General features: G+C 57.5%; 22 protein-coding genes. 3 read left to right on the forward strand and 19 right to left on the reverse strand.

Going from position 1 to position 23,753, the window contains the following annotated elements; translation table 11 throughout:
* Positions 1-13 precede the first annotated feature (13 nt).
* The 5 genes from remA to ACZF99_RS15930 all read right to left on the reverse strand — a co-directional run bounded on the left by remA (position 14) and on the right by ACZF99_RS15930 (position 7,051).
* The gene (gene remA, locus ACZF99_RS15910; protein ID WP_018751582.1) at positions 14-274 is read right to left on the reverse strand and encodes an extracellular matrix/biofilm regulator RemA; all 261 of its coding nucleotides are present in this window, start codon (positions 272-274) and stop codon (positions 14-16) included.
* A gap of 53 nt (positions 275-327) precedes the next feature.
* Positions 328-1,218, reverse strand: a complete 891-nt coding sequence (locus ACZF99_RS15915) for a YicC/YloC family endoribonuclease (RefSeq protein WP_483606062.1) — start codon at positions 1,216-1,218, stop codon at positions 328-330.
* A 32-nt stretch (positions 1,219-1,250) separates the two neighbouring features.
* A complete protein-coding gene (locus tag ACZF99_RS15920; RefSeq protein ID WP_483606063.1) occupies positions 1,251-3,146 on the reverse strand; it encodes a bifunctional homocysteine S-methyltransferase/methylenetetrahydrofolate reductase in 1,896 nt (631 codons plus the stop codon).
* A 192-nt stretch (positions 3,147-3,338) separates the two neighbouring features.
* The gene (dapF, locus tag ACZF99_RS15925) at positions 3,339-4,175 is read right to left on the reverse strand and encodes a diaminopimelate epimerase (RefSeq protein ID WP_483606064.1); all 837 of its coding nucleotides are present in this window, start codon (positions 4,173-4,175) and stop codon (positions 3,339-3,341) included.
* Positions 4,176-4,246: 71 nt separating this feature from the next.
* Entirely contained in the window at positions 4,247-7,051 is a 2,805-nt protein-coding gene (locus ACZF99_RS15930) for a calcium-translocating P-type ATPase, SERCA-type (RefSeq protein WP_483606065.1), read from the reverse strand.
* 195 nt (positions 7,052-7,246) lie between these two features.
* Between ACZF99_RS15930 and ACZF99_RS15935 the strand changes: the two genes are divergently transcribed.
* Complete coding sequence (locus tag ACZF99_RS15935; protein ID WP_483606066.1) at positions 7,247-9,016, forward strand: Rqc2 family fibronectin-binding protein; 1,770 nt, start codon at positions 7,247-7,249, stop codon at positions 9,014-9,016.
* 312 nt (positions 9,017-9,328) lie between these two features.
* Here the strand turns inward: ACZF99_RS15935 and ACZF99_RS15940 are convergent, their stop codons facing one another.
* The 9 genes from ACZF99_RS15940 to ACZF99_RS15980 form a co-directional block, all read right to left on the reverse strand.
* The gene (locus ACZF99_RS15940) at positions 9,329-10,207 is read right to left on the reverse strand and encodes a PHP domain-containing protein (RefSeq protein WP_483606067.1); all 879 of its coding nucleotides are present in this window, start codon (positions 10,205-10,207) and stop codon (positions 9,329-9,331) included.
* Between the two features lie 32 nt (positions 10,208-10,239).
* On the reverse strand, positions 10,240-11,145 hold the full coding sequence (locus ACZF99_RS15945) for a selenium metabolism-associated LysR family transcriptional regulator (protein ID WP_483606068.1): 906 nt from the start codon (positions 11,143-11,145) through the stop codon (positions 10,240-10,242).
* Between the two features lie 158 nt (positions 11,146-11,303).
* Entirely contained in the window at positions 11,304-11,741 is a 438-nt protein-coding gene (locus ACZF99_RS15950; RefSeq protein WP_483606069.1) for a hypothetical protein, read from the reverse strand.
* 272 nt (positions 11,742-12,013) lie between these two features.
* Positions 12,014-12,277 carry a YlbG family protein gene (locus tag ACZF99_RS15955; RefSeq protein WP_059043766.1) on the reverse strand — a complete coding sequence of 88 codons (264 nt, stop codon included), beginning with the start codon at positions 12,275-12,277 and terminating at the stop codon, positions 12,014-12,016.
* Between the two features lie 91 nt (positions 12,278-12,368).
* Entirely contained in the window at positions 12,369-12,806 is a 438-nt protein-coding gene (locus ACZF99_RS15960; RefSeq protein WP_483606070.1) for a YlbF/YmcA family competence regulator, read from the reverse strand.
* A gap of 108 nt (positions 12,807-12,914) precedes the next feature.
* Positions 12,915-14,807: a helicase-associated domain-containing protein gene (locus ACZF99_RS15965; protein ID WP_483606071.1), complete on the reverse strand. Its 1,893-nt coding sequence runs from the start codon at positions 14,805-14,807 to the stop codon at positions 12,915-12,917.
* The gene (locus ACZF99_RS15970; RefSeq protein ID WP_483606072.1) at positions 14,804-16,495 is read right to left on the reverse strand and encodes a DNA repair helicase XPB; all 1,692 of its coding nucleotides are present in this window, start codon (positions 16,493-16,495) and stop codon (positions 14,804-14,806) included. Before ACZF99_RS15970 ends, ACZF99_RS15965 begins: the two co-directional genes overlap by 4 nt.
* 98 nt (positions 16,496-16,593) lie before the next feature.
* Positions 16,594-17,016 (reverse strand): CBS domain-containing protein, encoded by a 423-nt coding sequence (locus tag ACZF99_RS15975; RefSeq protein WP_483606073.1) that lies wholly within the window; start codon positions 17,014-17,016, stop codon positions 16,594-16,596.
* 45 nt (positions 17,017-17,061) lie between these two features.
* Complete coding sequence (locus tag ACZF99_RS15980; protein ID WP_483606074.1) at positions 17,062-18,231, reverse strand: amidohydrolase; 1,170 nt, start codon at positions 18,229-18,231, stop codon at positions 17,062-17,064.
* A 228-nt stretch (positions 18,232-18,459) separates the two neighbouring features.
* Between ACZF99_RS15980 and ACZF99_RS15985 the strand changes: the two genes are divergently transcribed.
* Positions 18,460-18,801 carry a YugN family protein gene (locus ACZF99_RS15985; protein ID WP_483606075.1) on the forward strand — a complete coding sequence of 114 codons (342 nt, stop codon included), beginning with the start codon at positions 18,460-18,462 and terminating at the stop codon, positions 18,799-18,801.
* An 11-nt stretch (positions 18,802-18,812) separates the two neighbouring features.
* Positions 18,813-20,060 (forward strand): putative lipid II flippase FtsW, encoded by a 1,248-nt coding sequence (ftsW, locus tag ACZF99_RS15990; protein WP_483606076.1) that lies wholly within the window; start codon positions 18,813-18,815, stop codon positions 20,058-20,060.
* A 122-nt stretch (positions 20,061-20,182) separates the two neighbouring features.
* On the opposite strand, the gene ACZF99_RS15995 is transcribed toward ftsW, so the two are convergent.
* From ACZF99_RS15995 to ACZF99_RS16015, 5 genes are all read right to left on the reverse strand, one after another.
* Positions 20,183-20,545 (reverse strand): Asp23/Gls24 family envelope stress response protein, encoded by a 363-nt coding sequence (locus ACZF99_RS15995; protein WP_068785076.1) that lies wholly within the window; start codon positions 20,543-20,545, stop codon positions 20,183-20,185.
* A gap of 223 nt (positions 20,546-20,768) precedes the next feature.
* On the reverse strand, positions 20,769-21,059 hold the full coding sequence (locus tag ACZF99_RS16000; RefSeq protein WP_483606077.1) for an Fpa/YlaN family protein: 291 nt from the start codon (positions 21,057-21,059) through the stop codon (positions 20,769-20,771).
* Positions 21,060-21,241: 182 nt separating this feature from the next.
* Complete coding sequence (locus ACZF99_RS16005) at positions 21,242-21,487, reverse strand: HPr family phosphocarrier protein (RefSeq protein WP_483606078.1); 246 nt, start codon at positions 21,485-21,487, stop codon at positions 21,242-21,244.
* Positions 21,488-21,569: 82 nt separating this feature from the next.
* Positions 21,570-22,685 (reverse strand): aminopeptidase, encoded by a 1,116-nt coding sequence (locus ACZF99_RS16010; RefSeq protein WP_483606079.1) that lies wholly within the window; start codon positions 22,683-22,685, stop codon positions 21,570-21,572.
* 148 nt (positions 22,686-22,833) lie between these two features.
* The gene (locus tag ACZF99_RS16015) at positions 22,834-23,700 is read right to left on the reverse strand and encodes a hypothetical protein (RefSeq protein WP_483606080.1); all 867 of its coding nucleotides are present in this window, start codon (positions 23,698-23,700) and stop codon (positions 22,834-22,836) included.
* Positions 23,701-23,753 lie beyond the last annotated feature (53 nt).

Consider the following 23,753-nt stretch of genomic DNA (forward strand, 5'->3'; position numbering starts at 1 on the left):
ATCTCTCTCCATTTTATTCGTCGTTGTCTTCATCTTTAGTGGACAAACGATGAGCGACCGTCTCCGGCTGAACCGCCGACAATATCACATGATCGCTGTCCGTGATGATCACGGCGCGCGTCCGCCGCCCATAGGTAGCGTCGATCAGCATGTGGCGATCCCTCGCCTCCTGAATGATCCGCTTGATCGGCGCGGACTCGGGGCTGACGATCGAAATGATCCGGTTGGCCGATACGATATTTCCGAAGCCGATGTTAATAAGTTTAATTGCCATGTTCAGGTAGTTCCCCCTAATTTACTTGACTCACCCGGCGCCGCGAAATCGGCTTACTCGAGATTCGCCGCCTGCTCGCGGATCTTCTCCAATTCGGCCTTCATTTCGACGACCAGGTTGACTAGAGCCAAATGATTGGCTTTAGAGCCGATCGTATTGGTTTCCCGGTTCATTTCCTGTATTAGAAAATCCAGCTTGCGGCCTACCGGTTCGTATGCCTGAAGCAGGCTACGGCACTGCCCGAAGTGGCTCTTCAGGCGAATCAGCTCTTCATCGATGTTGGACCGGTCGGCAAACACCGCCACCTCCATCGCAAATCGCTGCTCGTCATAATTCCCGTCCAGCAGTTCGGCCAACCGCCCTTTCAGACGGCTCCGGTATTCGTTCACGACCTCCGGAGCCAGCCGGACCAACTCGCCGTGAATCGCCTCCAGCCGCTGCAGGCGCTCGCCCAAATCGGCGGCCAGATGCTTCCCTTCCCGCTCCCGCATGCCCAGTAGCCCGATCAGGGCTTCCTCCAAGCCGTCGGTCAATACCTGTTCCCAATCGGGCTCCGCCGTGCCTGCGGAGATGGCCTCCGCCGCGGGCGCCGTCAAGGCGTCCGGGAGGGACAACAGATCCCTGGCGCTTAGCTTCGCGTCAACGCCGTAGTGCTTGGCGAGTTCCCCGGCAGCCCTCAGGTACGCTTCGACGACCGGCCGGTTCAACACGTAAGGAAGGGTGCCGGATTCATCACGTTCTTTGCTGATGTATACATCAATGCGTCCCCGCTTGATATGGCGCTGAACCAGGCGCCTCAATCCGTCCTCATAGCACGTCCATTCCCGCGGCATCCGCAGGACGACTTCGGCGTACCGGTGATTGACGGACTTGACTTCAAATTGGACGACGTAACCGCCATACGATCTGACGGCCCCGCCGTACCCTGTCATACTGTGCGACACAGGCATCACATCCGTTACCCTATTGTAATTGATTATGTGAACCGAGACAAGTGGGCCGAGCCCCGTTTGGACTTCCCGCGGACATAATCCATCAAGGCGACATTCATTTCATAGAACATGAACGGCGTCATGAGATAAATTCCGTTAAAATGCTCCATCGCCGTATCGAGCAGCTCTTTGGCGATCTCGACGCCCATCGTCCGCCCTTCTTCGCCCTGCAGTCCTTCCATCCGCTTGCGGACGTCCTCGGACAGCTGGATTCCGGGCACCTCATTGTGCAGATACTCCGCGTTTTTGCCGCTGGCCAGCGGCATAATGCCGATGAAGATCGGCACGTCCAGATGCGCCGTCGCTTGCTTGATCGCCACGATCAGTTCGGGATCGTACACCGGCTGGGTCATGATGTAATCGGCGCCGGAGGCGATTTTCTTCTCCAGCCGCTCCACCGCTTTGTGCAGATGCTTCACATTGGGATTAAACGCGGCGCCGACCACAAATTTGGCTTTTTGCTTCAAGGGCTTGCCGGAGAAAGAGATCCCGTCGTTCAACTGCTTGATCATCCGAATGATCTCGAACGACGTCAAATCGTACACCGAACTCGCTCCCGGCAGGTCGCCGAAGCGGGCGGGGTCGCCCGTCACGGCCAGCACATGGTCGATGCCAAGCGCATCGAAGCCCATCATATGCGACTGCGTGCCGATCAGATTGCGGTCCCGGCAGGCGATATGCACGAGCGGTCTCAGGCCGAGCCGGGACTGGACGAGATGCCCGAGCGCCATGTTGCTCATGCGCGTCACGGCAAGCGAGTTATCCGCCAGCGTGAGCGCGTCGACGCCCGCCTCTTTCAAGGCGGCCGCGCCTTCCATGAACTTGCCGATGTCCAGGTCGCGCGGCGGATCCAGCTCGACGATGACGGTATGACGCTCTTTCACGAGCTCGGTCAAGCTCGGCAGCTCGCGTCCCACATCCCCGGCATCCGCCGCAGTCGGCCGCTCTTTCAGCGTTATGGAGATGGACGGGCGCGGCTCGGGCAGCTTCGGTTCGTTCGCCAGCGGTATAGCGGCATACCCCTCAAGCGCGTCCGACATGGCGGCGATATGCTCCGGCGTCGTGCCGCAGCATCCGCCGATCAATCGGGCCCCCAAGTCGGCGAAAGAGCGGGCGCATTCCCCGAAATATTCCGGAGTTGCCCCATATACATACTCTCCATCGACGTAGTCCGCCAAACCCGCATTCGGGAATACGGACATCGGTACGTCGAGAGGACCTCCCACCCCGTCCATGACAGCCATGATTCCTTTAGGACCGGAATGGCAATTGAAGCCGAGCACGTCAGCCCCCTCCTGAACCAGCGCTCCGAAGGCTTCGGGGATGGTAAACCCGTCCAGCGTGCGTCCGATTTGATCGACGGCGAACTGGCAAATGACCGGAACGTCCGTCCGTTTCCGTGCTCGTCCCAAGGCAATCCGCATTTCCTCCAGATCGTAAAACGTCTCGAACAGCAGCGCGTCTACCCCTTCGTCCAGCAAGGCGGAGATTTGCTGCTCGAAGTATGCCCCGAGCTCCTGGACAGTAACGTTCGCCCGCTTGCCGCCGCGGATGGAACCGACCGCCCCCGCGACGTACGCGCGTTCTCCCGCCGCTTGCTTGGCGATCCGCACAGCAGCCCGGTTAATGTCCTCCACCTTGGCCTCCAGCCCGAATTTGGACAATTTATAGTAATTCGCCGAGAACGTATTGGTCTCCAGCAGCCGAGCCCCGGCATCGAGATAGCGGGAATGGATGTCGCCGATCACGTCCGGACGCAGCAAATTGAATTCTTCGTAAGAAATGCCAACCGGAAATCCCAACTGATATAAATAAGTGCCCATGGCTCCGTCGCCGACGATGATTTCGCGTTGCCAAGTCGTGCGCAAATCCGGTTTCATGCTTCTGCCCCCTGACTGCCGTGATGTCTTTGTCGCCTCATAATCGACCCCGGCGCAAACTATTATCATATTAATTTATCATAAATCGCTCAGAATGATAAGGTATCGTTCAGGCCCCGCCGCCATAACGTCGCAAAAGCCGAGCCCCCGTTACGGGAACCCGGCTTTGCCATGATCGCGCGCCGATGCCGATTAAATTTCGATGCTGCCCTCATACACCGCTTCCGCCGGACCGGTCATGTATACATGATTGTCGCGTTCATCCCATTCGATGAACAGATCGCCGCCCTTGAGCCCGATCCAGGCGGCTCGGTCCGTCAACCCGTTCAGTACGGAGGATACCAGCGTGGCGCAGGCGCCCGTGCCGCAAGCGAGCGTTGGGCCCGCTCCGCGCTCCCATACGCGCATCTCCACCCGCTCCCGGCTGGTCACGGTAGCGAATTCCACGTTAATCTTGCGCGGAAAAAACGGATGCGTCTCCAGCTTCGGCCCCCATGTCGCCAAATCGAAATTCGTCGCATCGTCGACATAAATGACGCAGTGCGGATTGCCCATGGAGACGGCCGTAAACGCAAATTCCCGGCCGTCCGTCTCAATCGGCTGATTTCGCACCGGATGCTGATCCAGCGTCGTCGGTACGGCCAAGCCGTCCAGAATGGGCTCGCCCATGTCGACCCGGACCGTTTTGACGGCTCCGTCCTCCACCTGCAAGGTCACCTGCTGAACGCCGGCGCCCAAGGTTTCGATCGTTACGCTAGTCTTATCGACCAGACGACGGTCATATACGTATTTGGCTACGCAGCGGATTGCGTTGCCGCATTGTTCGGCTTCCGTACCGTCCGAATTGATGATGCGCATTTTGAAATCCGCTTGCTCCGACGGGAGAATATACACCAAGCCGTCCCCGCCGACGCCGAAATAGCGGTCACACCATTGGATCGCCAGCTTGGATACGTTGTCCGGCAGCCGTTGCTCGCCGTAAAACACCAGAAAATCGTTGCCCAGTCCGTGCATTTTCGTAAATTCCATGCTAACCCCACTCCTGCATCGTTAAATGATAGGGTTAGTCTAGCTTTTGCCCGGCGCAAAAGCTATTGATTTTATGCACGAATATTTGTACTTTTCGCGGTGACGAACGGACGCGGCCCGCTGCTGCGCCGGTTCCGTTTGCCCGACCAGACGCTGCCCGCGCCCATCAGGAAGGTCGGAATGCCTGCGGCCACCAGCGTGATCGCCCACTCCCGCGTGCCGAGCGGCACCGTTTTGAAGATCGGCTGCAGCGGTTCGATGTACATCACCCCAAGCAGCAGCACGATGGACGACAGAACCGCGGCGACAAGATATTTGTTTTGCAAAATGTTGCGGTGGAAAATCGAACGCGAGCTGCGACAATCGAACACATGGATCAGTTGCGCCATCACCAGGGTGGCGAAGGCGACCGATTGCGCCTTGATCAATTGGGCCGGGTCGTTCGGCGCGTACCGCAGCGTCAACCAGAAGGCGCCCAGCGTACATAAGCCGATCAACACCCCGCGGCTGATGATTTTCCAACCCAACCGGCGGGCAAAAATATTCTCGTTCGCGCCGCGGGGCTTGTGCTCCATCAGATCCTTCTCCGGCTGATCGACGCCCAGCGCCATCGCCGGCAAACCGTCGGTCACCAGGTTGACCCACAGAATCTGAATCGGCAGCAGCGGCAGCGGCAACCCGGCCAGCATGGCGAAGAACATGGTCAAAATCTCGCCGACATTCGATGCCAGCAAATAACGGATGAATTTGCGGATGTTCTCGTAAATGCTGCGGCCTTCCTCAATCGCGGCCACGATCGACGTGAAGTTGTCGTCGCTTAAGATCAGCGAGGACGCTTCCTTAGATACGTCCGTGCCCGTCATGCCCATGGCGATGCCGATATCGGCCGCCTTGATCGCCGGCGCGTCGTTCACGCCGTCGCCGGTCATCGCCACGACGTGGCCGTTCCGCTGCAGCGCCTTCACGATCCGCAGCTTATGCTCCGGGGACACCCGGGAGTAGACATAAATGTTCTCCACCTGCTTCTCCAGTTCCTCGTCGCTAAGCGCCTCCAACTGCTGGCCCGACATCGAGGAACCGCCCCGCGGCAAAATGCCGAGATCGGCGGCGATCGCTTCGGCGGTCAGCCCATGGTCGCCGGTGATCATCACCGTCTTGATGCCCGCCCGGCGGCAGACGGAGATCGCGTCCCGCGCTTCACGGCGCGGCGGGTCGATCATCCCCGTCAGGCCGACGAAGATCAGTTGCGATTCCACCTGATCCTCTTGGTCCGACCCTTCCGTCGGCTTCAGGTCGCGGTAGGCCATCCCGAGCACGCGCAGCGCGCTGCGGGCCATTTGTTCATTGGCCGCTTGCACTTTCTGCCGGAACGTGCCGGTGAAGGGAACCACTTTGCCTTCCCACAAAATATACGAGCAGCGCTCCAGCAGCATGTCCGGCGCCCCCTTGACAAACGCCATCTTGCCGCCTTGATGCGAGACGATGACGGACATCCGCTTGCGCTTGGAATCGAAAGGAAACTCCCGGTCGCGGGCATACATCCCGCTCAAAGCGGCTGGGGACAAGCCCATTTTGGAGGCAAGCGTGACCAGCGCGCCTTCGGTCGGGTCGCCCTTCAGCTTCCAGATCGGTCCGGCTGCGGCGGCATCTTCCTTCGTCTTGCGGCGGCCGCGCTGCTCCGGGTCATCGTCATAGATAACCGCATTGCTGCACAAGGCGCTGATCTGCAGCAGCCGGCGCAAGCTTTGATCCTTGCGCAAATCGACGGGAACGCCTTGACCCAGAACGTTGCCGACCGGCTCGTACCCTTCGCCCGTCACTTCGAGCGACCGCCCTTCCAACCACAGCCGGGTGACCGTCATTTTGTTCTGGGTCAATGTGCCGGTCTTATCCGAACAGATGACCGAGGCGCAGCCGAGCGTCTCCACCGACGGCAACTTGCGGACGATCGCCTTGCGTTTGATCATGCGCTGCACGCCCAGCGCCAGCGCGATCGTGACGATCGCTGGCAGGCCTTCCGGAATGGCGGCGACCGCCAGACTGACCCCGGCGAAGAACATGCTGCTCGCCGGCTGCCCCTGCAGAATTCCCAGCAGCACCACGACAACGGTCAAGCCGAGCGCCATGTAAATCAAAATTTTGCCGAGCTGCTCCAGACGCCGTTGCAGCGGTGTTTCCTGGACCTCGGTGTTTTGGATCAAATCGGCGATTTTCCCCATCTCGGTGTCCATGCCCGTGCGGATGACGAGCCCGCGCCCCGTTCCGCGCGTGATCATCGTACCCATAAAGCCGATATTCTTCTGGTCGCCCAGAGGAACGTCGCTTTCGCTCAGCACCCCCGCATGTTTGCCTACCGGATGCGATTCGCCGGTCAAAGCGGACTCTTCCGCGTCCAGGCTGTTCGTGGATAACCAGCGGATATCGGCAGGAATCCGGTCGCCGCTTTCCAGCAGGACGATATCCCCCGGAACAAGCTCTCTGGCCGGAATATTCTTGACGACACCTTGGCGCAGCACGTTGGCATGGGGCGCGGACAGCTCTTTCAGCGCCCGCAAGGAACGTTCCGCGCGGAATTCCTGGATGAATCCAAGCACCCCGTTCAGAATAATGATGGCGATGATCGTGACGGCATCCAGATATTCGCCGAGAAAACCGGAAATGAGCGTGGCGCCCATCAGCACCAGCATCATAAAATCCTTGAACTGGTTCAGGAACAGCAGGATCGGGGAGATGCGCTCTCCCTCCTGCAGTTCGTTCCAGCCCGACTCCTCGCGTCTCTTCTGCGCTTCTTCATCGGTCAGGCCCTGTTCACGCGTGACGCCGAAACGTTCCAGAAGCGCCTCGCTGCTCCACTGGTGCCAGTTTTTTTGTTCCATCCTCCTTATTCCCCTTCCGTTTATTATGCAGTATCGGCGTGAAGGCTTTTCCACCTAGGGTAAATGTATTCCGGCCCGTCCCAAATTATCACAGGGGAGCCCTTAAGTTTTTGCCCGAAGTATGGCATCATAGAGGGAGGCTTTCTATCCATACCCCCCTTTTATTTCGAAGAGAGAACAGGAGAATATCATAAAATGGCACTCGACGGCATCGTAACCAGAGCGATCGTGCATGAGCTTCAAGCCTGCACCGGCGGTCGCATCAATAAAATACATCAGCCCGCAGCAAGCGACCTCGTCTTTCACCTGCGCACGCAGGCCGGAAACAAGCGGCTGCTGCTGTCGGCAAACCCGACATATCCGCGGGTCCATTTCACGGAAGCGTCGTTTCCGAATCCGCTGGAAGCGCCGATGTTCTGCATGCTGCTGCGCAAGTACTGCGAAGGCGGGACGATCGAAGCCGTGACCCAAGTCGGCATGGAGCGGATCATCCACATTGACGTCCGTACGCGCGACGAGCTTGGCGATCTGTCCGTCAAGCGGATCATTATCGAGTTGATGGGAAGGCACAGCAATATCATCCTGATCGACCCGGCCACCGGCACCCAACTGGACGGAATCCATCACGTGACGCCGGCGATTTCCGGCTATCGGGTCGTGATGCCCGGCTTTGCCTATACGGCGCCGCCGGAGCAGCATAAACGCAATCCGCTCGAGGCGGATCGCGAGGCTTTTCTGGCCGCCTGGCAAGCGGCGGCGGCCGAAGGCAAAGGCGCCGGCAGCGGCTGGTTGGTCGACGCCTTCGCCGGAATGAGCCCGCTGATCGCCGGCGAAATCTATGCCCGTGCGGCAGTTGGCGAGGCCGCGATGGAGATCGGGCTGAACCCGGAGGAAGCGGAGCGGCTGTGGACGGCTTTTTCCGAATTCATGGGGGGGATTCGCGACCAGCGGTACACGCCCATGACCGGTGAGAACGCCAAGGGGAAAAGCATCTTTTCCGCCGTCCGGCTCATCAGCGCCCGCGGGGAAATTCGAACCTATCCTTCCATCAGCGAATGCATGGAGGATTACTATGGTGATAAAGCGCTGCGGGACACGGTCAAGCAGAAAACGAGCGACCTGCTGCGCTTCCTGCAGAACGAACGGAACAAAAACGTGAAGAAGCTGACCAATCTGGAGCAGGACTTGAACGAAGCGGAGGATGCGGAACGTTACCGCATCTGGGGCGAGCTGCTTCTGCCGTCCCTGCATACGATCCGCAAGGGCGACACCCGCGTAGAGCTGGTCAACTACTACGATGAAGAGCAGAGAACGGAGACGATTCCGCTGGATCCGCTGCTGACGCCGTCGGAGAACGCCCAGCGTTATTTTAAGAAATACAACAAATTCAAGAACAGCCTTGCCGTCATTGATGAGCAGATGGAGCTGGCCAAGGGGGAAATCGCCTATCTTGAAGGCTTGCTCCAGCAGTTGAACGACGCGACGTTAAGCGATATCGACGAAATCCGCGAGGAGCTAACCCAGCAGGGATATTTGCGGGATCGGGCCAAACGGGGCAAGAAGAAGAAAAAAAACGACCGACCGACGCTGCATGTCTATACCTCGTCGGAGGGCATCGAAATTTACGTCGGCAAAAACAATCTGCAAAACGAATACGTCACGAACCGGCTCGGTAAACCCAACGATACCTGGCTCCATACGAAGGATATCCCGGGTTCGCACGTGCTGATCCGCAGCGAGTCGTACGGCGACGCGACGCTGAATGAGGCCGCACAGCTCGCCGCTTATTTCAGCCAGGCGAAAGAGTCCAGCAGCGTCCCGGTCGATTGCACGCTCATTCGCCATGTCCGCAAGCCAAACGGCGCCAAACCCGGCTTCGTCATTTACGACCACCAGCGGACGTTGTTCGTCACGCCGGACGAGCAGTTGATCAAGGCGCTGCCGAATACGGTGAAGAACGGCTGATGGCCGCGGTTTGTGGGCTTGGCGGTTTGTGGCTTGCGGCTTACGGGAGTCTTACCCGCCCGCATAAGGTCCAAATGCAAAAGTGCAGCTGAACCTCCCGAAAATTGCCGAAGATAGCCAGTCAGGTGTAAATGTACAGTTGATTCCCAGCTTCACGCGGGATTGGGGCGTTTGTGCCTCTAACGAGCTGCACTTTTGCATCTCATACGCCAAAGAAGGCAATTTCCCGCAGAATGAGCTGCACTTTTGCATTTGAGTAACTAAAAAACGGTGCGCCGCAGGGAGCCCATAAGCCCCTTTGGGCACCGTTTTTCAGTTGCTCGCAGCCCGCCCGGCTGCCGCTGCCTGCCTTAGCCGTTCCACCGTACCCGGCGGAGCCGTGCGTCCGCCCAAATCGCCGTGGAAAACGACGCCCTGCCGCACGCCATGGTAATCGGAACCGCCGGTGGCGATCAGCCCGTATCGTTCGGCCATCGCGGCATAACGGCGCTCCTCCTCCGGCCCGTGGTCGGAATGGTAAACCTCGATCCCGGCCGGCTTCCCGCGCTCCAGGATCGACCGCACCAGTTCGTCATCCCCGTACAGCCCGGGATGAGCCAGCACCGGCGCACCGCCCGCCTCGCGAATCCACGCGAACGCCTCCTCCGGAGCGATGCGCGGCAGGGAAGCGTATCCCGGTTTGCCTTCGGCCAAATACCGGTCAAACGCGTCGCGCAGATCGGCCGCATAACCTTTGCGGACAAGCGCGTCGGCGATATGCGGCCGGCCGAGGCTTTCGTCCGGGCGCAGCGGCCGGGCCAGCCCGACCTTCACTTCCTCCAGCGTGATCGAAAGGCCCAATTGCCGCAGCTTGGCGATGATCATCCTATTCCGCTCCTCCCGCACCGACCGAAGCCGGCCCAATCGCTCCTGAAGCCGTTCGTCCTGCGGGTTCACGAAATACCCCAGCACGTGGATGTCTTTATCCCCCGCCCGGGTACTGATTTCGATGCCGGGTACGACGTCTAGGCCAAGTTCCTTCCCGGCGAGAAGCGCCTCCGCGATCCCGGCGACCGTATCGTGATCCGTAATCGCGAGGCCAACCAGCCCTTTCTCCTTGGCCAGCCGCACGTTTTCCGCCGGCTTGTTCATCCCGTCCGAAGCTTGGGTGTGCGTATGCAGGTCATAGCGCTCTCCCGTTTGCTTTTCCATGCTTATCCCGTCCTTATTGTATCGTTAAGTCTTCAAGTCGACTGCGAATATTCCCGCAAAAAGGTCAAAAACGTGACCGCAGTCACCGGCAGTAGCGTAGATTTCAGATGAATCGAATAAAACATCCGTTTGAACGACAATCCTTCGATATCCAGCACCTCCAGCAGCCCCAGCGCTTGCTCATGCTTGACGGAGGAGGGCGAAATAATCGTGATGCCGATCCCGGCTTCGACCGCCGATTTGACCGCGCCGGTGCTGCCTAGCTCCATGACGGTGCGGATTTGGCCGAGATCGACCCCGCGTCTTCGCATTTCGTCCTCCATCACCTGACGGGTGCCGGAGCCTTTCTCCCGCAGCACAAAAGGATACTGGATCGCGTCTTCCACCGTGACAGACCTTCTCCCCGTCAACGGATGGCCAGAGGGAACGATCAGCTTGAGCTCATCCTCCATGACGGGCTCCGACACCATGTCCGGGTGCGCTACCTGCGCTTCGACCAGCCCGAAATTGAGCTGGTGGTTCACGATCTCATCGATGATTTGCGTCGTATTGATCACCTTCATGACGATCGAAATATGCGGATACCGCTGCCCGAACGGCCCCAGCAACCGGGGCAATACGTATTCCCCGATCGTCAGGCTGGAGCCGAGCAGAAGCCGCCCCTCCAGCATAGACGTATGCCGCGACATGGCCTGCTCCGTTTCGCGGATCAGTTCCACGCTTTGGCGCGCATACGGAAGCAGGGTTTGCCCCGCTTCGGTCAATTCGATTTTTTTCGTGGAGCGTATCAGCAGCTTGGTGCCGAAGTAGTCTTCCAGCGATTGGATTTGCATCGTGACCGCAGGTTGGGTCATGTGCAGCGCCTGGGCGGCTGCCGAGAAACTGCCCCGCTGCGCCACCGTATAGAAGATATGAAGCTGGTGGTAGTTCAACGCCATCGTCCGGCCCTCCCCTTTCATTCCCATACAGAGGTTGTTTGAAAACCGATCTTTGGGACCTCCCACTTACAATAGCATGCCCGGGCCAACAAAAAAAGCATGCCGCTCGCCGGCATGCTTGATTCCGCATCGTCTTCATCTTCTTAAACGCGCCGATTCTACCGGCGCTTACGGCTGTTCTTCATCAACGTCATCCGCCGGGAGTGGCGAAGCCAGGAGTAATAGGATTTCAAATCGCGCAGCTCGATCGTCTCCGACATCCGTCCCAAGAAGGTCACGATGATCATGCGGTGCAGCGGGCGTCCGGCAAGATCGAATTCACCGGGAATTTCCGCAAATTCGGCGACCATCACGAGATCGTCATCAATCAGATAAACGTCCTCTTCCTTCCGATAATACGGCGTAATCCGTCCCTGCTTCAGACATTCCCAAGCCCATCCGGCAATCTGTTCGAACCCGATATGATCCCGATCGATCCGATCCTGATATCTGAGCTTGGCATGGTTCGTCACTACGATATCGGCAACCCTCTTGTCCCCTAGCGCAATATGGAAAGATTCATAGGTTCTCCAGCGTTCCGTTGCCCTGTCTCTCATGCCGCACCTCGCATTATATAAATCTCCAAAACAGAACCAATAATTAGGTCTTTTTAACTAAGCACTTTCGCCTATTATATTACAACAACCCCTAATTTTCCACAAGATTAAAGCGCTATTTTTGTAGAAATAAGGAGTTTTTTAGAACTTATGACCCATTTTGTATATAGGACATTCATTCCGCAAGCGGATTTCAGACGCAAAAAAACCCGCGCAACGAATGAATCGCTGCACGGGTGCCTTTCGCTTCCGTTCGGTTGAAATTTTTTCGTTTACAAGCCGTAGAAGCGGGTTTTGTCGGGGACATCCTTACTGTATTCCGTTTTGATTTCCCCGCGGTAAGACCGTTCGATTTTGCGGACATAGGACAGCTTGCGGATGTTCCGCATCGTTTCCTCCGCCCGGTCGGCATTGACATACATCACCACATAATGCATCCGGCGGGACAAATAATGCACGCTTCCGTATTTATCCAAATTCCTTGCCGCTTTGAGGTCGCTTACCCAAATGATATAGCCTGTGCGCTCCGGAAACATGACTTTCCCCTCCGTTCCTCAACTGTTGAAAATTCCGGCAAGCCAAGGCGGACTTGCCGCTTCTTCCGGAATTCTCGGCTGCCCGTGCGCATTAGCCGCAGCTGCATTTCCCGCCGCTGCCGCATCCGCCTTTCGGGTTCGGATCATTGCTTGGCACCTTGATCGTTTCGGAAACGGCATAAGCGATCATTTCCGACATCGTGTGAAGGATGTCGTCCAACTCGTCTTCGGCTGCCTTGAACTTGCGGACCGCCTCGAAACGCTCCAATTCCCGCTCAACCTCGGCCACTTTATCCTTGGCTTCGTGATAGTTGGGATGGAAATGGCCGAAACGCTCGGTCTCCCGGAACAGTTCTTTTTGAGCTTCCAGCTTCCTGACCCACGCCTGAATCTCGCTGTCCTCCTCCACGCGCCGCTTCCAATGCAAGTATTCGGAAACGGCGGCGGATTGATTTATCATATCGCCCAATTCATAGGCGTTTATCAGCACTTCGGCCATGTCGACCGTGTTCTTCGCGATTACGCTCATGAATTTTCATCTCGCTTTTGCGGTTAATGTTCCACCCTTGGGTAGACGACATTATCATACCACAATCCTTTAGCGAGCAGAAGAGGTTCATCCTTCCTAATCTCCCGTTTAGCGTAAACTTGCCGGGAGAATCAGGCGAATCGCCTGCCAGTCTCCGGGAGAGATTACGCGTTCCTCTCTTGGCTCCCCGGACGAATGAAGCAGCCAAACCTTTACCTGCCAATCCGTTTCCCCTTCTACGGCTAGCGGCACGCATAGAACCGTCTCCCCGCCGAGTTGCAGCAAGAGCTTGGCGTGCCATGCCAGGGCTCGTTCGACCAGTTCCCGGGCGGTCGAGGCATGATACCGTCGCAGCTCCTTCCACCACATGACAGGGACCTCGGACAATCCGGGGAACAATTCCTCAACCTTCGGCGGATCTGGATCCGGCTCGTAAAAATGCAGGTCCGCCCCTTTGTAGATCCAGCCTTGGCCTTCCAGCCGCTTCAGTTCCCCGCCATCGGGCCAAGCGGCTTCCGTCAGCTTCGGATAAACCGGTTCATCCCCATCTGGCGCTTGCCGATGGACAGGCGCCAACCGCTCTCCGTCCAAGAGCTTCAAGACTTCCGCCTCGCAGCCCGAATTCACCAGAAAATGGAGCGGCCCGATCCGCTCCAGCTTGCCGTCCAGCGACGGCAGGCCGGCGATACGATCCGCGGCTTCCGCGTCCGCGCAGCACAGCAACTTCGCTTCGGACAGCGTCGTACGTCCGATTTCCCGGCCCCATTGAAGGAGCGCGTCGCGAACGGGCTCCGGTATACCGGCGGAATGCGCCTCCAACAGCCGCAGGATATCCTGCGGCGTTCGGCCCAGCCGGCAAGCCTGCTCCAGCCCCGCACGCGTCAGGCGGTAGACGCTCATCACGCCGGACGAAGTCATTTCGGCGCAGGCTTCCAGCTCGAAGCGAACCGTAAACGGCACGTCCGGCGGGACGAATAGCTCAAAATCAGGCTGTACGATCAGCTTGCCCGCAGCGGTTCGAGCCCCCGCCAAGCCGGGTAACTCCCGTTCGATCAGCCAACGGAACATTGCGCCGTCCTCGGGATGGCGGCCCAGCTCCATCCAACCGCAGCCGCAAAGGGCGTCCAGCCAACCTTCGATCCAGGCCTCGCGCTCCGGGGACGAACCCGCTTCCGGCCCCAGCAGCCCCTGGTCCTGGAGCGAACCGAGCAGTTCCTCCAGCGAATACCAGACGCCGGATTTGAGGTCCGCCGCCGTCAATCGCAGGGCGACATGCTGCAGCCCGGCATCGGCCGGGACATAACGCTGCAGCAGCTCGCGCAGCAGGATCCCGTTCATCGCCGGCAGGTCCAAGGACAGCCACTGCGCCAAGCCCCGAGGATCCACCCGCCACACCGCCCGCTCCTTGGCAATCAGGCCTAACGCCAGCAACAGATCCAATACAACGGCAAACGCGGGAGAATACGCGTCCGGATGCGGATAGTTCAGCCGCAAACCGGTGACATCCTCCGCTTTCAGCGCAATTCGGTTCTCCAGCTTGCCGCGCTCCTTCTGATGTATGGTCCCTTTGGCCGTCATTCGCAGCCCGTTGCCGGCGATCCAGGTTAAGGCGCGGAACAAATCCAGCGCCAGGCCCGGTTTGGCCTCCCGGCGCAGCTCAACGCGTGCCGGGTCCTGCTCGCGCAGTTCCGCGTACCCCCACTCGTTCCACATCTCCAGCAGCCGGTCCAGCGGCAGGTAGTACAGTTTTTCGCCCCAGGCTTTCCGCACCGCGGCAAGAGTCCCGGAGCGCAGCAGCGCCGGCAGCGCCGCGCGAAGGTCCGCTCCGCTCATGCCTCCGGCCGCTGCGGCGCTCACCTGCTCCAGCTTAAACGGCTGCCCGGCGTAACGGCGAAACAGGAGCCGGAGCGCCTCTCCGCCCGCCTCGTTCAAAGCGGATTCGTCCACCCGCTCCAAAGGGCGATCGCCTTCATAGGCCGGCATTCCCGATCCCATGCTCATGCTTCACTCCCCTCCCGATCCCGCCGTACGGCATACTCGTAACCTTGTTCCAGCAAGAATAACTGACGCCGCAAGGCAAACTCTTGCTCCCGGGTGTTCTCCGATACAAGCGTATAAAAATAAGCCCGACCGCCATCCCGCTTCGGCCGCAGGATCCGGCCCAAGCGCTGCGCCTCCTCTTGGCGAGAGCCAAAGCTGCCGGAAATTTGGATCGCTACCGACGCATCCGGCAAATCCACCGCAAAATTGGCCACCTTCGAGACCGCCAGAACCGGCAGTTCCCCTTCGCGGAACGCCTGAAACAGTCTGCCTCGCTCCGCCTGCGGCGTGCTTCCGGTAATCAGCGGAACCCGGAGCTCCCTTGCCATGCTCTCCAACTGGTCCAAGTACTGTCCGATAATCAGCACCTGACGGTCGCGATGCCGGTCCAACAGCCGCCGCACGATCTCGTTCTTGTACGGATTTTCCGCAGCGATGCGAAACTTCTCCCGTCCTTCGGCTTGAACGTATTTGCCCTGTTGGGATTCGGACATCGCCACCCGGATTTCCTCGCAATCGACCCGCGCGATAAACCCGCTTTCCTCCAGGGCTTTCCACGGAACGTCGTACCGCTTCGGTCCGATCAAGGAGAAGACGTCCCGTTCGCAGCCGTCTTCGCGAATCAGCGTGGCGGTCAAGCCTAGGCGCCTCGTCGCCTGAATGTCGGCCGTCGCACGAAAGATCGGGGCCGGCAGCAAGTGCACTTCGTCGTAAATGATCAGGCCCCAATCGCGTTCGTTAAACAAAGACATGTGCTTGAATCCATCCTCTTTCCGCGTCCGATGCGTCAAAATTTGATATGTGGATACGGTAACGGGTTTCACCTGTTTCTTCTCGCCCGAATATTCCCCGATCGCTGCGGCCGGCAGCGTCGTTTTGGAGTTCAGTTCGGCAATCCACTGGCGCACCGAAGTCACGTTGGAGGTCAGGATCAGCGTCTCGCATTGAAACCGTTCCATCGCCGCCAGGCCGACCACGGTTTTGCCCGCGCCGCAGGGGAGCACCACAACGCCGCTGCCGCCGTCGCCGGCCCGGCCGGCAAACGCCGCGACGGCTTCCTGCTGGTAGGGTCTGAGCCTAAACGGCCGCCCCCCTTCCAGCTCCTCCCGGAGCGCAAACTTAAGGGTGCGGCCTTGATGGTACCCCGCTTCGTCGAGCACGGGATAACCCTGGCGGGCAAGCTCCTGTTTTAATTGGCCGCGGAAAGAGGCCGGCAGGCGGAGATGCCGCTCGTCCACTCGGCTCGATGTTCCCGCCGGTAAAGCGAGCTGGCGGGCCATTTGCTCCAGGAAGCCAACTTCCGCGCCGCCGTATTCCAATTCCAGCTTGTCCGGTTCGCCGGGAACCGGACGAAGCTTTAGCTGCCCGTACCGACCCATCCAGCGGCGAATGTCTTCAGCCGCCCCGCTCGGCAGCCCGTAACGTGCCATGGACACAAGCTCTTCCAGCACCCCGTCCGCGTCCATTCCGCAGGACGCCGCATGCCATAACGTCAGCGGAGTGATTCGATATGTATGATAAAAAGCCGGGCTCTTCACCAACTCGGCAAAATGGGACAACCGCTCCCGCGCCGTTTCGAAGCCGGGATGCTCCTTCTCCAACAGCACCGTCAAATCTCGCTGAACGATGCATGCTCTAGTTTCATTCATCGGTTTGCCCCCTCCTTTCGTTCCGTCGGCCGTCAGCCAGCAAAAAGAGAAGTTCGCCGCCGCAGCCGCGAACCTCTCCGATTGGTTTCCTCTTCGTCCTAGTGCACCTGCTCCGAAATTTCGGACAAAGCCTCTCCCGCATTATCGGCAAAAATATTGCGCACGGCCATATCGCCGATCGACACGATCCCGATCAAGCGATCCCCTTCGCATACCGGCAGCCGGCGGATTTGTTGCTGCGCCATCAGTTCGGCCGCATCGTCCACCGACATGTCGCGGGAAGCGGTCTTGATCCCTTTGGTCATCACTTCTTCGACTGCCGTGGACCCGGGGCGCTTCTCGGCGATGCCTCGGATCACCAAATCCCGGTCGGTAATCACGCCGATCAGCTTATCTCCGCCTTCGACCACCGGAATAAAACCCGTGTCGTTTTCTTTCATTTTAACCGCCACTTCGTAGACATTATCCTGCGGTGACACGGTAACGACCTGTTCGGTCATGATTTCGCTGACTTTTCTCAACATATATCCCTCCTTCGGTCATAGCGTGCCTAAGAAGGGAACGGTTTATGCGCGTTCGTTCTGATAGGATTCCGCCATCGCGGCCAGCAGCCCCGCCGCATGCAGCATAGCGTCCTCATCGATGTCGAATTTCGGGTGGTGGTGCGGGTACACCGCGCCTTTGCCGGGATTTCCCGCCCCCACGAACATGAAGCAGCCGGGGACCTCCCGCAAATAGTAGGCAAAGTCCTCCGCCGGCATAATCTTCGGCGACATCTCGGCCCGAAGTCCGAAGACGCCGGGAGCCACTTTTCTAAAACGGCGGTATTCTCCCTCGTCGTTCACCAGGCTCGGGTAGCCCATCATATAGTTGATATGAGCCTTCGCGCCGTATGCCTCTGCCGTGTTAAGGGCCAGAACGTGGATCCGCTCGCGGATCCGCTCCCGCGTCTCCTCGCGGAAGCAGCGGACCGTGCCGGACAGCCTGCAGCGGTCGGCGATGATGTTTTGCGCCGTACCGCCCTGGATGGAGCCGATCGTCACGACGGCCGGATCCAATGGATCAATCGAACGGCTGACCACGCTTTGCAACTGCAGCACCAACGCGGAGGCCGCCACGACGCTGTCCACCGTTGTATGCGGCATGCCGCCGTGGCCCCCGCGCCCTTGCACGTCGATGAAGAATTCATCCGTCGAAGCCATGAGCGGCCCGGGCGCGCTCGCCACGGTGCCGACGGGAACCGGCGTCCACAGGTGCACCCCGTAAATGACGTTCACGCCCTCCAGCGCTCCTTCCTCGATCATCGCTTTCGCCCCGCCAGGACATACCTCTTCCGCCGGTTGGAAGATCAGACGGATTTCCCCGCGCAGCTTCGCTTTCGTCCGGGCATAATATTCCGCCAGGGCCAGCAGCGTCGCCGTATGGCCGTCATGCCCGCAGGCGTGCATCACGCCGGGGTGCTGCGAGGCGTATTCGCAGGTCTTCTCGTCCTGGATCGGCAGCGCGTCCATGTCGGCCCGAAGCGCCACCGTTTTGCCGGGAAGGTCTCCCCGGATTTTGGCCACGAGGCCGAACCCGCCGACATTGACGGAGGTTTCGATCCCCAGTTCCCGCAATATCCCGGCGATCTGCGCCGACGTCTCCTTCTCCATGAAAGAAAGCTCCGGATGGCGGTGGAAATGCCGCCGCCGATCCACCATGGACGGGAACAAATCGCTCAACAGCTTCTCCTCCATCGTCCCACTCCTCTTTTTTCCGCGATCTTGTTTAGCTTATTGTAGCAGAAAACCGGTTCGCGGATCAGGTCAACCTTGCGGGAAACCGCCGATTTGCGAGGTTTTCTCCTGCTTGCACAACCGATGGAAACATAATATCATGAGGATAAGTATGATAAGTTTGACGAAAGTTCACATTTTGACAAGCAAGCTTTTGGGACCAATATTTTTAAGGGGGCACTCTTTACAATGATCGTAGAAAATACCGGATTGGACGGATTGCAAAGCGATTTGGGTTACTTGGACGAAGCTGCGGAGAAGCTGGGCTTCGTACGCTGGCAATGGGAATACTACCGCGCTACATACGATTATAAAATCGAATACAACAACAGCGACTACTATCTGCGCATCAATACGCGCGCGGTGGAAGGCAAATTGGAGCGTCCGGACACGGTACTGGCGATCGAAGCGGTCTACATGGGGCGGGCCACTTTTCCGCACGGTTTGGAATACGAATCGGAGATTCCCGCACTGGTTATGAAAACCGCCAATCATAAATTGACGGAACTGAAGGAACTTCTCGAAGCCTAAGTGAATCAGCGATGAGAGAAGGCACAGAGAGACCAAGACGCGGAGCCCCCGATTTCCAATTGCTTATCCTCACCCTGCTGCTGGTGGGGTTCGGGATCGTCATGGTGTTCAGCTCCAGCTCCAGCATCACGCTGGTCAACGAAAATTTCGACTCTGACCCGATGTATTTTACCAAACGGCAAATTATATTTGGTTTGCTCGGGCTTGTCGGCATGTTCGTGACGATGAATATCCCTTATGAGAAATATAAGAAGCTGTTTGTTCCCGTGTTCATTTTGGCGATTATTCTGCTTTTGATCGTTCCCTTCGCCGAATCCATCAATGGGGCGAGCAGTTGGCTCAAGCTGGGGTCATTAGGCATTCAACCGACGGAGCTGGCGAAAATTACGACCATCCTGTATTTATCGGCACTGATTTCCAAGAAAGGCGAACGCTTTCGCGATTTGCGAACCGGGTATATCCCGGTCATGGTGATCGTCGGCTTCATCGCCGGCTTGATCATGCTCCAGCCGGATCTCGGCTCTTGCCTGATTCTTGTCGCTACCGCCGGATTGATTATTTTCGCCGGAGGCGCCAACCTGAAGCATATTCTCGGCTCGATCGCGCTGCTCGTGCTCGGCGCCAGCATGGTGCTGGGCGTCGGGGCGCTGTGGAGTAAAATCAACCCGCCGGATCCCGCCGCCGCTTCCGGCGGCGATTACCGGATGGGCCGGATCCAAGCATTTCTGGACCCTTGGCAGGATACGCAGGGGATCGGTTATAACCTGATCCAGTCCATGACGGCGATCGGCCACGGCGGGGTTACCGGTACCGGATTCGGACAAGGCATCCAGAAGCTGCATTATTTGCCGAATGCCTACAACGACTTTATTTTTTCCGTCATCGGCGAAGAATTCGGGTTTATCGGCACCTTGATTTTCCTGCTCTTCTACATTTATTTCATCTGGCGAGGGCTGCTCGTGTCGCTGCGCTGCCAAAGCACGTACGGTACGCTCGTCGGCGTCGGCATCATGGGATTGATCGCGATCCAGGCGTTCGTCAATATCGGCGGCGTCACGAATACGATTCCGGTTACCGGCGTCACCCTGCCGTTCATCAGCTACGGCGGCTCATCGCTGCTCGTTACGATGGTTTCGATGGGCATCGTGCTTAGCATCTCGCGCGAATCGTCCCTGCCGGCGAAGCAGGAGCGCACCAAATCGGTGGTCGTCCGCGAAGCGACGCCGTTTGAAATGCGCCAAACGAGGCGCGGGTTGTAAGGAAAAACAAAAAGACTACGAGGCTTATGCTTCGTAGTCTTTTTTGCGCTTAAACCAGCAATCCGGTCATTCGAGGCCGAAAGCGAAACTCTATATGCTGCAGAAGGTCAAGGAAGGATCGATCAGACTTCATCGTCCTTAAACGCGACGCCCTCGACTTTCACGTTGACTTCCACAATTTTAAGCCCCGTCATGCTCTCTACCGCTTCACGAACATTTTGCTGAAGCATCCGGCAAACCTCGTGGATCGGCGTTTCGTACAACACGATAATACGCAGGTCGATCGCCGCCTCCAATTGACCGACTTCGACCGTAACACCTTTTTGCACATTTTTGCCGCTTAACCGTTTCGCCCAGCCTTCGGACAATCCGCCGGACATCGCGGCAATCCCCGGTGTCTCCAGAGCGGCCATTCCGGCGATTTTCGCAACGACATCGTCTGAAATCCGAATCAGCCCATTATCCAACTGCAGTTGTTCGGTCATGGTCATTCCTCCTTCAACCTCATTAATATCATTGTAAATCGGAAGTCGATTTAAAGCAAATGCAGACCTTCACAGCTTAGTTTGAGTAAAATCGTTACATTCGATTTTTTCCAAATAATCACTTTTCGTTTTATCTCGAATAACGCCTCCGAAAACAAAACAAACGTATGCTATCGGAAACATCCGAAAACATACGCTTGCATCATTTAGGCAACAGAAACGTTTACTGTTGTTTATTGTTCATGGCTTCATACAGCGTAGCCAAATTTCGTTCCAATCTGCTGAGGATTTGCTTGCCTATCGTCTCTTGAATAAGTCCGACGCGAATCGCGTAATCCACTTGCCTGGAGAATCCATACATCTGGGTATCCAGCACTTCCTCATAGAGAGGGCAGTAACGTGTCGCCAAGTTCTCCATCTGTACTTCGATCAGCTTCTCGATTTTATCTGCATCTTCTTTCAGAAGATTAAGTGCTTTCAGGTTTAGTTGCTCCTGCAACTCAGATGAAGTCATGCTTTTTCCCCCCTATGTCCAAAATCGCCTACCATTCTGCTCTAATCTTAATATTAGACGAAATCGAAGGCCAATACAAGAACCTCTGCAAATTAACCGATTCGCCGGAAACCGCCGGGCGCCGCTGTTTGCGGTCATTAAAAAACGCCCCCGCCGTAAGCGGGAGCGTTTCTTTCGTTTCGTTATTCGGCGACGACTTTGACTTCCAAACCGTGTTTGGCAAACACTTCGGTTACGGCTTTCTTCGCTTCTTCCGCATCCGGTCCGTGAACGTGAAGCTCATAGCTCTTCGTGTTTACGAGTGTGGTGAAGAGGCCGAGAATACTTTTAACGTCGATATACTTGTTGTCCGTTTGAAGCACAATGGAAGAAGTGAATTTGCCGGCAGTTTGGGCAATTTCGACTACCGCTTCATTGTTCGTGGCCATGGGAATCCCTCCGTCTTTAACTTTGGAAATTACATACTTCAATCATACATTGAATCCGCTTTCCTAGCAAGGGAATTTCTTCTTATTTCAAGTTTTCCGGGTTCAATCCCGCCAGCTCGGGGAGAACGAAAATGCCGTCTTTGCGGATCAGTACATCGTCGAAATAAATTTCTCCGCCGCCGTAATCCGGACGCTGGATCAGCACGAGATCCCAGTGAATCGAAGAACGGTTGCCGTTGTCGGCCTCCTCGTAAGCTTGACCCGGCGTAAAGTGCAGGCTGCCGGCGATTTTCTCGTCGAACAAAATGTCCTTCATCGGATGCAGGATGTACGGGTTGAAGCCGATCGCAAACTCCCCGATGTATCTGGCCCCTTCGTCCGAATCCAGGATTTCGTTCATGCGTTTCGTATCATTGCTCGTCGCCTCGACGATTTTGCCGTTTTCGAAGCGGAATTTGATGTTCTCGAACGTGATGCCGTTATACAGCGTTGCCGCATTGTAGCTGATCGTGCCGTTTACGGAATCCCGAACCGGAGCGGTATAGACTTCGCCGTCCGGGATATTCTTCTGGCCGGAGCATTTGATGGCCGGGATATCCTTAATCGAGAAGCTCAGGTCGGTGCCCGGAGCGACGATCCGCACTCGGTCCGTTTTGTTCATCAGCTCGGCTAAGGCGTCCTGCGCCCGGTCCATTTTGGCATAATCCAGGTTGCACACATCGAAGTAGAAATCCTCGAAGGCTTCGGTGCTTGTGTTGGCCAATTGCGCCATGCTGGCGTTCGGATAACGGAGCACGACCCATTTCGTGTGCTTCACCCGTTGTTCGCTATGTACGGGATGAGAATAAAGCGAGTTGTACAGCTTCATCTTGTCCTCGGGCACGTCGGACATGTCGTTAACGTTGGAACCCGCGCGAATGCCGATGTAGCAGTCCATCATTTGCATCCGTTTCAAATCGTATTCGGCCCAGGTTTTCATGCCATCTTCGGTGGCGTATTTCAACTGTGAACGCTGCACGGTACGGTCGGTAATCTCGACGAAGGCGTTCCCGCCCTTTTTCCCTACTTCTTCGACCACCGCTTTCAGCAAATCGCGTTCATCGCCGATCATTTCGACCAGGACGTTCTCTCCCGGCTGTACGTCAACGGAATAACCGACCAGGTTTTCCGCCAGCTTCTGAATTCTAGGATCTCGCATCTGGCTCACTCTCCTCCAAAATTCGTAACGGGACTTCCGTTAGGCAAACGTGCCGTTCAGGTGTCCCGTATGGTTTAACCATTGGTTAATTCTTCTGCTATTGTAGCACGATGGGGGCGGAAAGTCAGCTTAACCGAAGACAGCTCCGCTACTGATAACCTTCGAATCGGTTATCGGTGCGCAGCACCTCCCGCTGCGGTACGCCTTTCGCGGACAGATAATCCATGGTCGTCTCGGAGGTCAGTCTGGCGGGAAGTCCGGATTTGCGGTTGATCGTCAAGTGATAGACGACCGACGCGTTCATCTGCTCGAGCATGGCCGACAACTGGTCGTTGCCCGCCGTCCAAATCTTGGACAATTCGCCTCGCAGCTTCTCCCGCCGATCCGCCGGAACACTTTCCAACTGCTCGTTCCAGCCCTCGCGGGCAAGCTCCATTTCGGCCAGCAGGCGATCCTTGAGCCTTATGCTGGCTTCGGCCGGATCCATCTCGATCCGGAGCACCTTCGTCCCCCGCGCCGCGCCGCTTTCGGAGGTGATCGTTTTCTTGGCCGCCATGCGGATTTCCTCCAGTTGATCCAGCGGATTCAACCGGACAACCCCTTGCAGCAGCGCGCTAGGGTCATCGGATTGCACCAGCCAGTTCCCGTTCTCTAAGCGCAGCTTGGCTTCCCATCCGCTTGGCTGCGATAACCCCGTCGTCTGCAGCCGTCCGCCGGGCGTTCCGGAGCTACCTCTGGCCGGTTCGGCCCGGATGCTCAATTCCCGGTGCTCCTGGAGGCGCCCCGTATAACTGAAGCTCTCTTCCAGCCCATGCTCGTTTCGGAGCTGCAAGGCAGCCAGACCGCGGAACGTCAGAGCATCGCAGCCGGCAAGGCCCGACCAAGTAAACTCGAACCACTGTTCCGGCGTTTTTGCTTCGTTCATCCCGCAGGACGCCAGTGCCAGCGCTAGCAGCAACCCGCTTGCAATGCCGGCTATCCGGGATTTCAACCCTCTCTGTGTCATTCCCCTCATGCGCAAGCCCCCGCCTTCAAGAATAAGCCGGTTTATACCGGATGATTCAGCTT

It is taken from the genome of Paenibacillus sp. JL3B1040, assembly GCF_057063165.1.

Excerpts from the sequence above, each read along its gene's own strand:
- remA (WP_018751582.1), bottom strand. The coding sequence starts at position 274 with ATGGCAATTAAACTTATTAACATCGGCTTCGGAAATATCGTATCGGCC.
- ACZF99_RS15920 (WP_483606063.1), bottom strand. The coding sequence starts at position 3,146 with ATGAAACCGGATTTGCGCACGACTTGGCAACGCGAAATCATCGTCGGC.
- dapF (WP_483606064.1), bottom strand. The coding sequence starts at position 4,175 with ATGGAATTTACGAAAATGCACGGACTGGGCAACGATTTTCTGGTGTTT.
- ACZF99_RS15930 (WP_483606065.1), bottom strand. The coding sequence starts at position 7,051 with ATGGAACAAAAAAACTGGCACCAGTGGAGCAGCGAGGCGCTTCTGGAA.
- ACZF99_RS15935 (WP_483606066.1), top strand. The coding sequence starts at position 7,247 with ATGGCACTCGACGGCATCGTAACCAGAGCGATCGTGCATGAGCTTCAA.
- ACZF99_RS15940 (WP_483606067.1), bottom strand. The coding sequence starts at position 10,207 with ATGGAAAAGCAAACGGGAGAGCGCTATGACCTGCATACGCACACCCAA.
- ACZF99_RS15945 (WP_483606068.1), bottom strand. The coding sequence starts at position 11,145 with ATGGCGTTGAACTACCACCAGCTTCATATCTTCTATACGGTGGCGCAG.
- ACZF99_RS15950 (WP_483606069.1), bottom strand. The coding sequence starts at position 11,741 with ATGAGAGACAGGGCAACGGAACGCTGGAGAACCTATGAATCTTTCCAT.
- ACZF99_RS15955 (WP_059043766.1), bottom strand. The coding sequence starts at position 12,277 with ATGTTTCCGGAGCGCACAGGCTATATCATTTGGGTAAGCGACCTCAAA.
- ACZF99_RS15960 (WP_483606070.1), bottom strand. The coding sequence starts at position 12,806 with ATGAGCGTAATCGCGAAGAACACGGTCGACATGGCCGAAGTGCTGATA.
- ACZF99_RS15965 (WP_483606071.1), bottom strand. The coding sequence starts at position 14,807 with ATGAGCATGGGATCGGGAATGCCGGCCTATGAAGGCGATCGCCCTTTG.
- ACZF99_RS15970 (WP_483606072.1), bottom strand. The coding sequence starts at position 16,495 with ATGAATGAAACTAGAGCATGCATCGTTCAGCGAGATTTGACGGTGCTG.
- ACZF99_RS15980 (WP_483606074.1), bottom strand. The coding sequence starts at position 18,231 with ATGGAGGAGAAGCTGTTGAGCGATTTGTTCCCGTCCATGGTGGATCGG.
- ACZF99_RS15985 (WP_483606075.1), top strand. The coding sequence starts at position 18,460 with ATGATCGTAGAAAATACCGGATTGGACGGATTGCAAAGCGATTTGGGT.
- ftsW (WP_483606076.1), top strand. The coding sequence starts at position 18,813 with ATGAGAGAAGGCACAGAGAGACCAAGACGCGGAGCCCCCGATTTCCAA.
- ACZF99_RS15995 (WP_068785076.1), bottom strand. The coding sequence starts at position 20,545 with ATGACCGAACAACTGCAGTTGGATAATGGGCTGATTCGGATTTCAGAC.
- ACZF99_RS16000 (WP_483606077.1), bottom strand. The coding sequence starts at position 21,059 with ATGACTTCATCTGAGTTGCAGGAGCAACTAAACCTGAAAGCACTTAAT.
- ACZF99_RS16005 (WP_483606078.1), bottom strand. The coding sequence starts at position 21,487 with ATGGCCACGAACAATGAAGCGGTAGTCGAAATTGCCCAAACTGCCGGC.
- ACZF99_RS16010 (WP_483606079.1), bottom strand. The coding sequence starts at position 22,685 with ATGCGAGATCCTAGAATTCAGAAGCTGGCGGAAAACCTGGTCGGTTAT.
- ACZF99_RS16015 (WP_483606080.1), bottom strand. The coding sequence starts at position 23,700 with ATGAGGGGAATGACACAGAGAGGGTTGAAATCCCGGATAGCCGGCATT.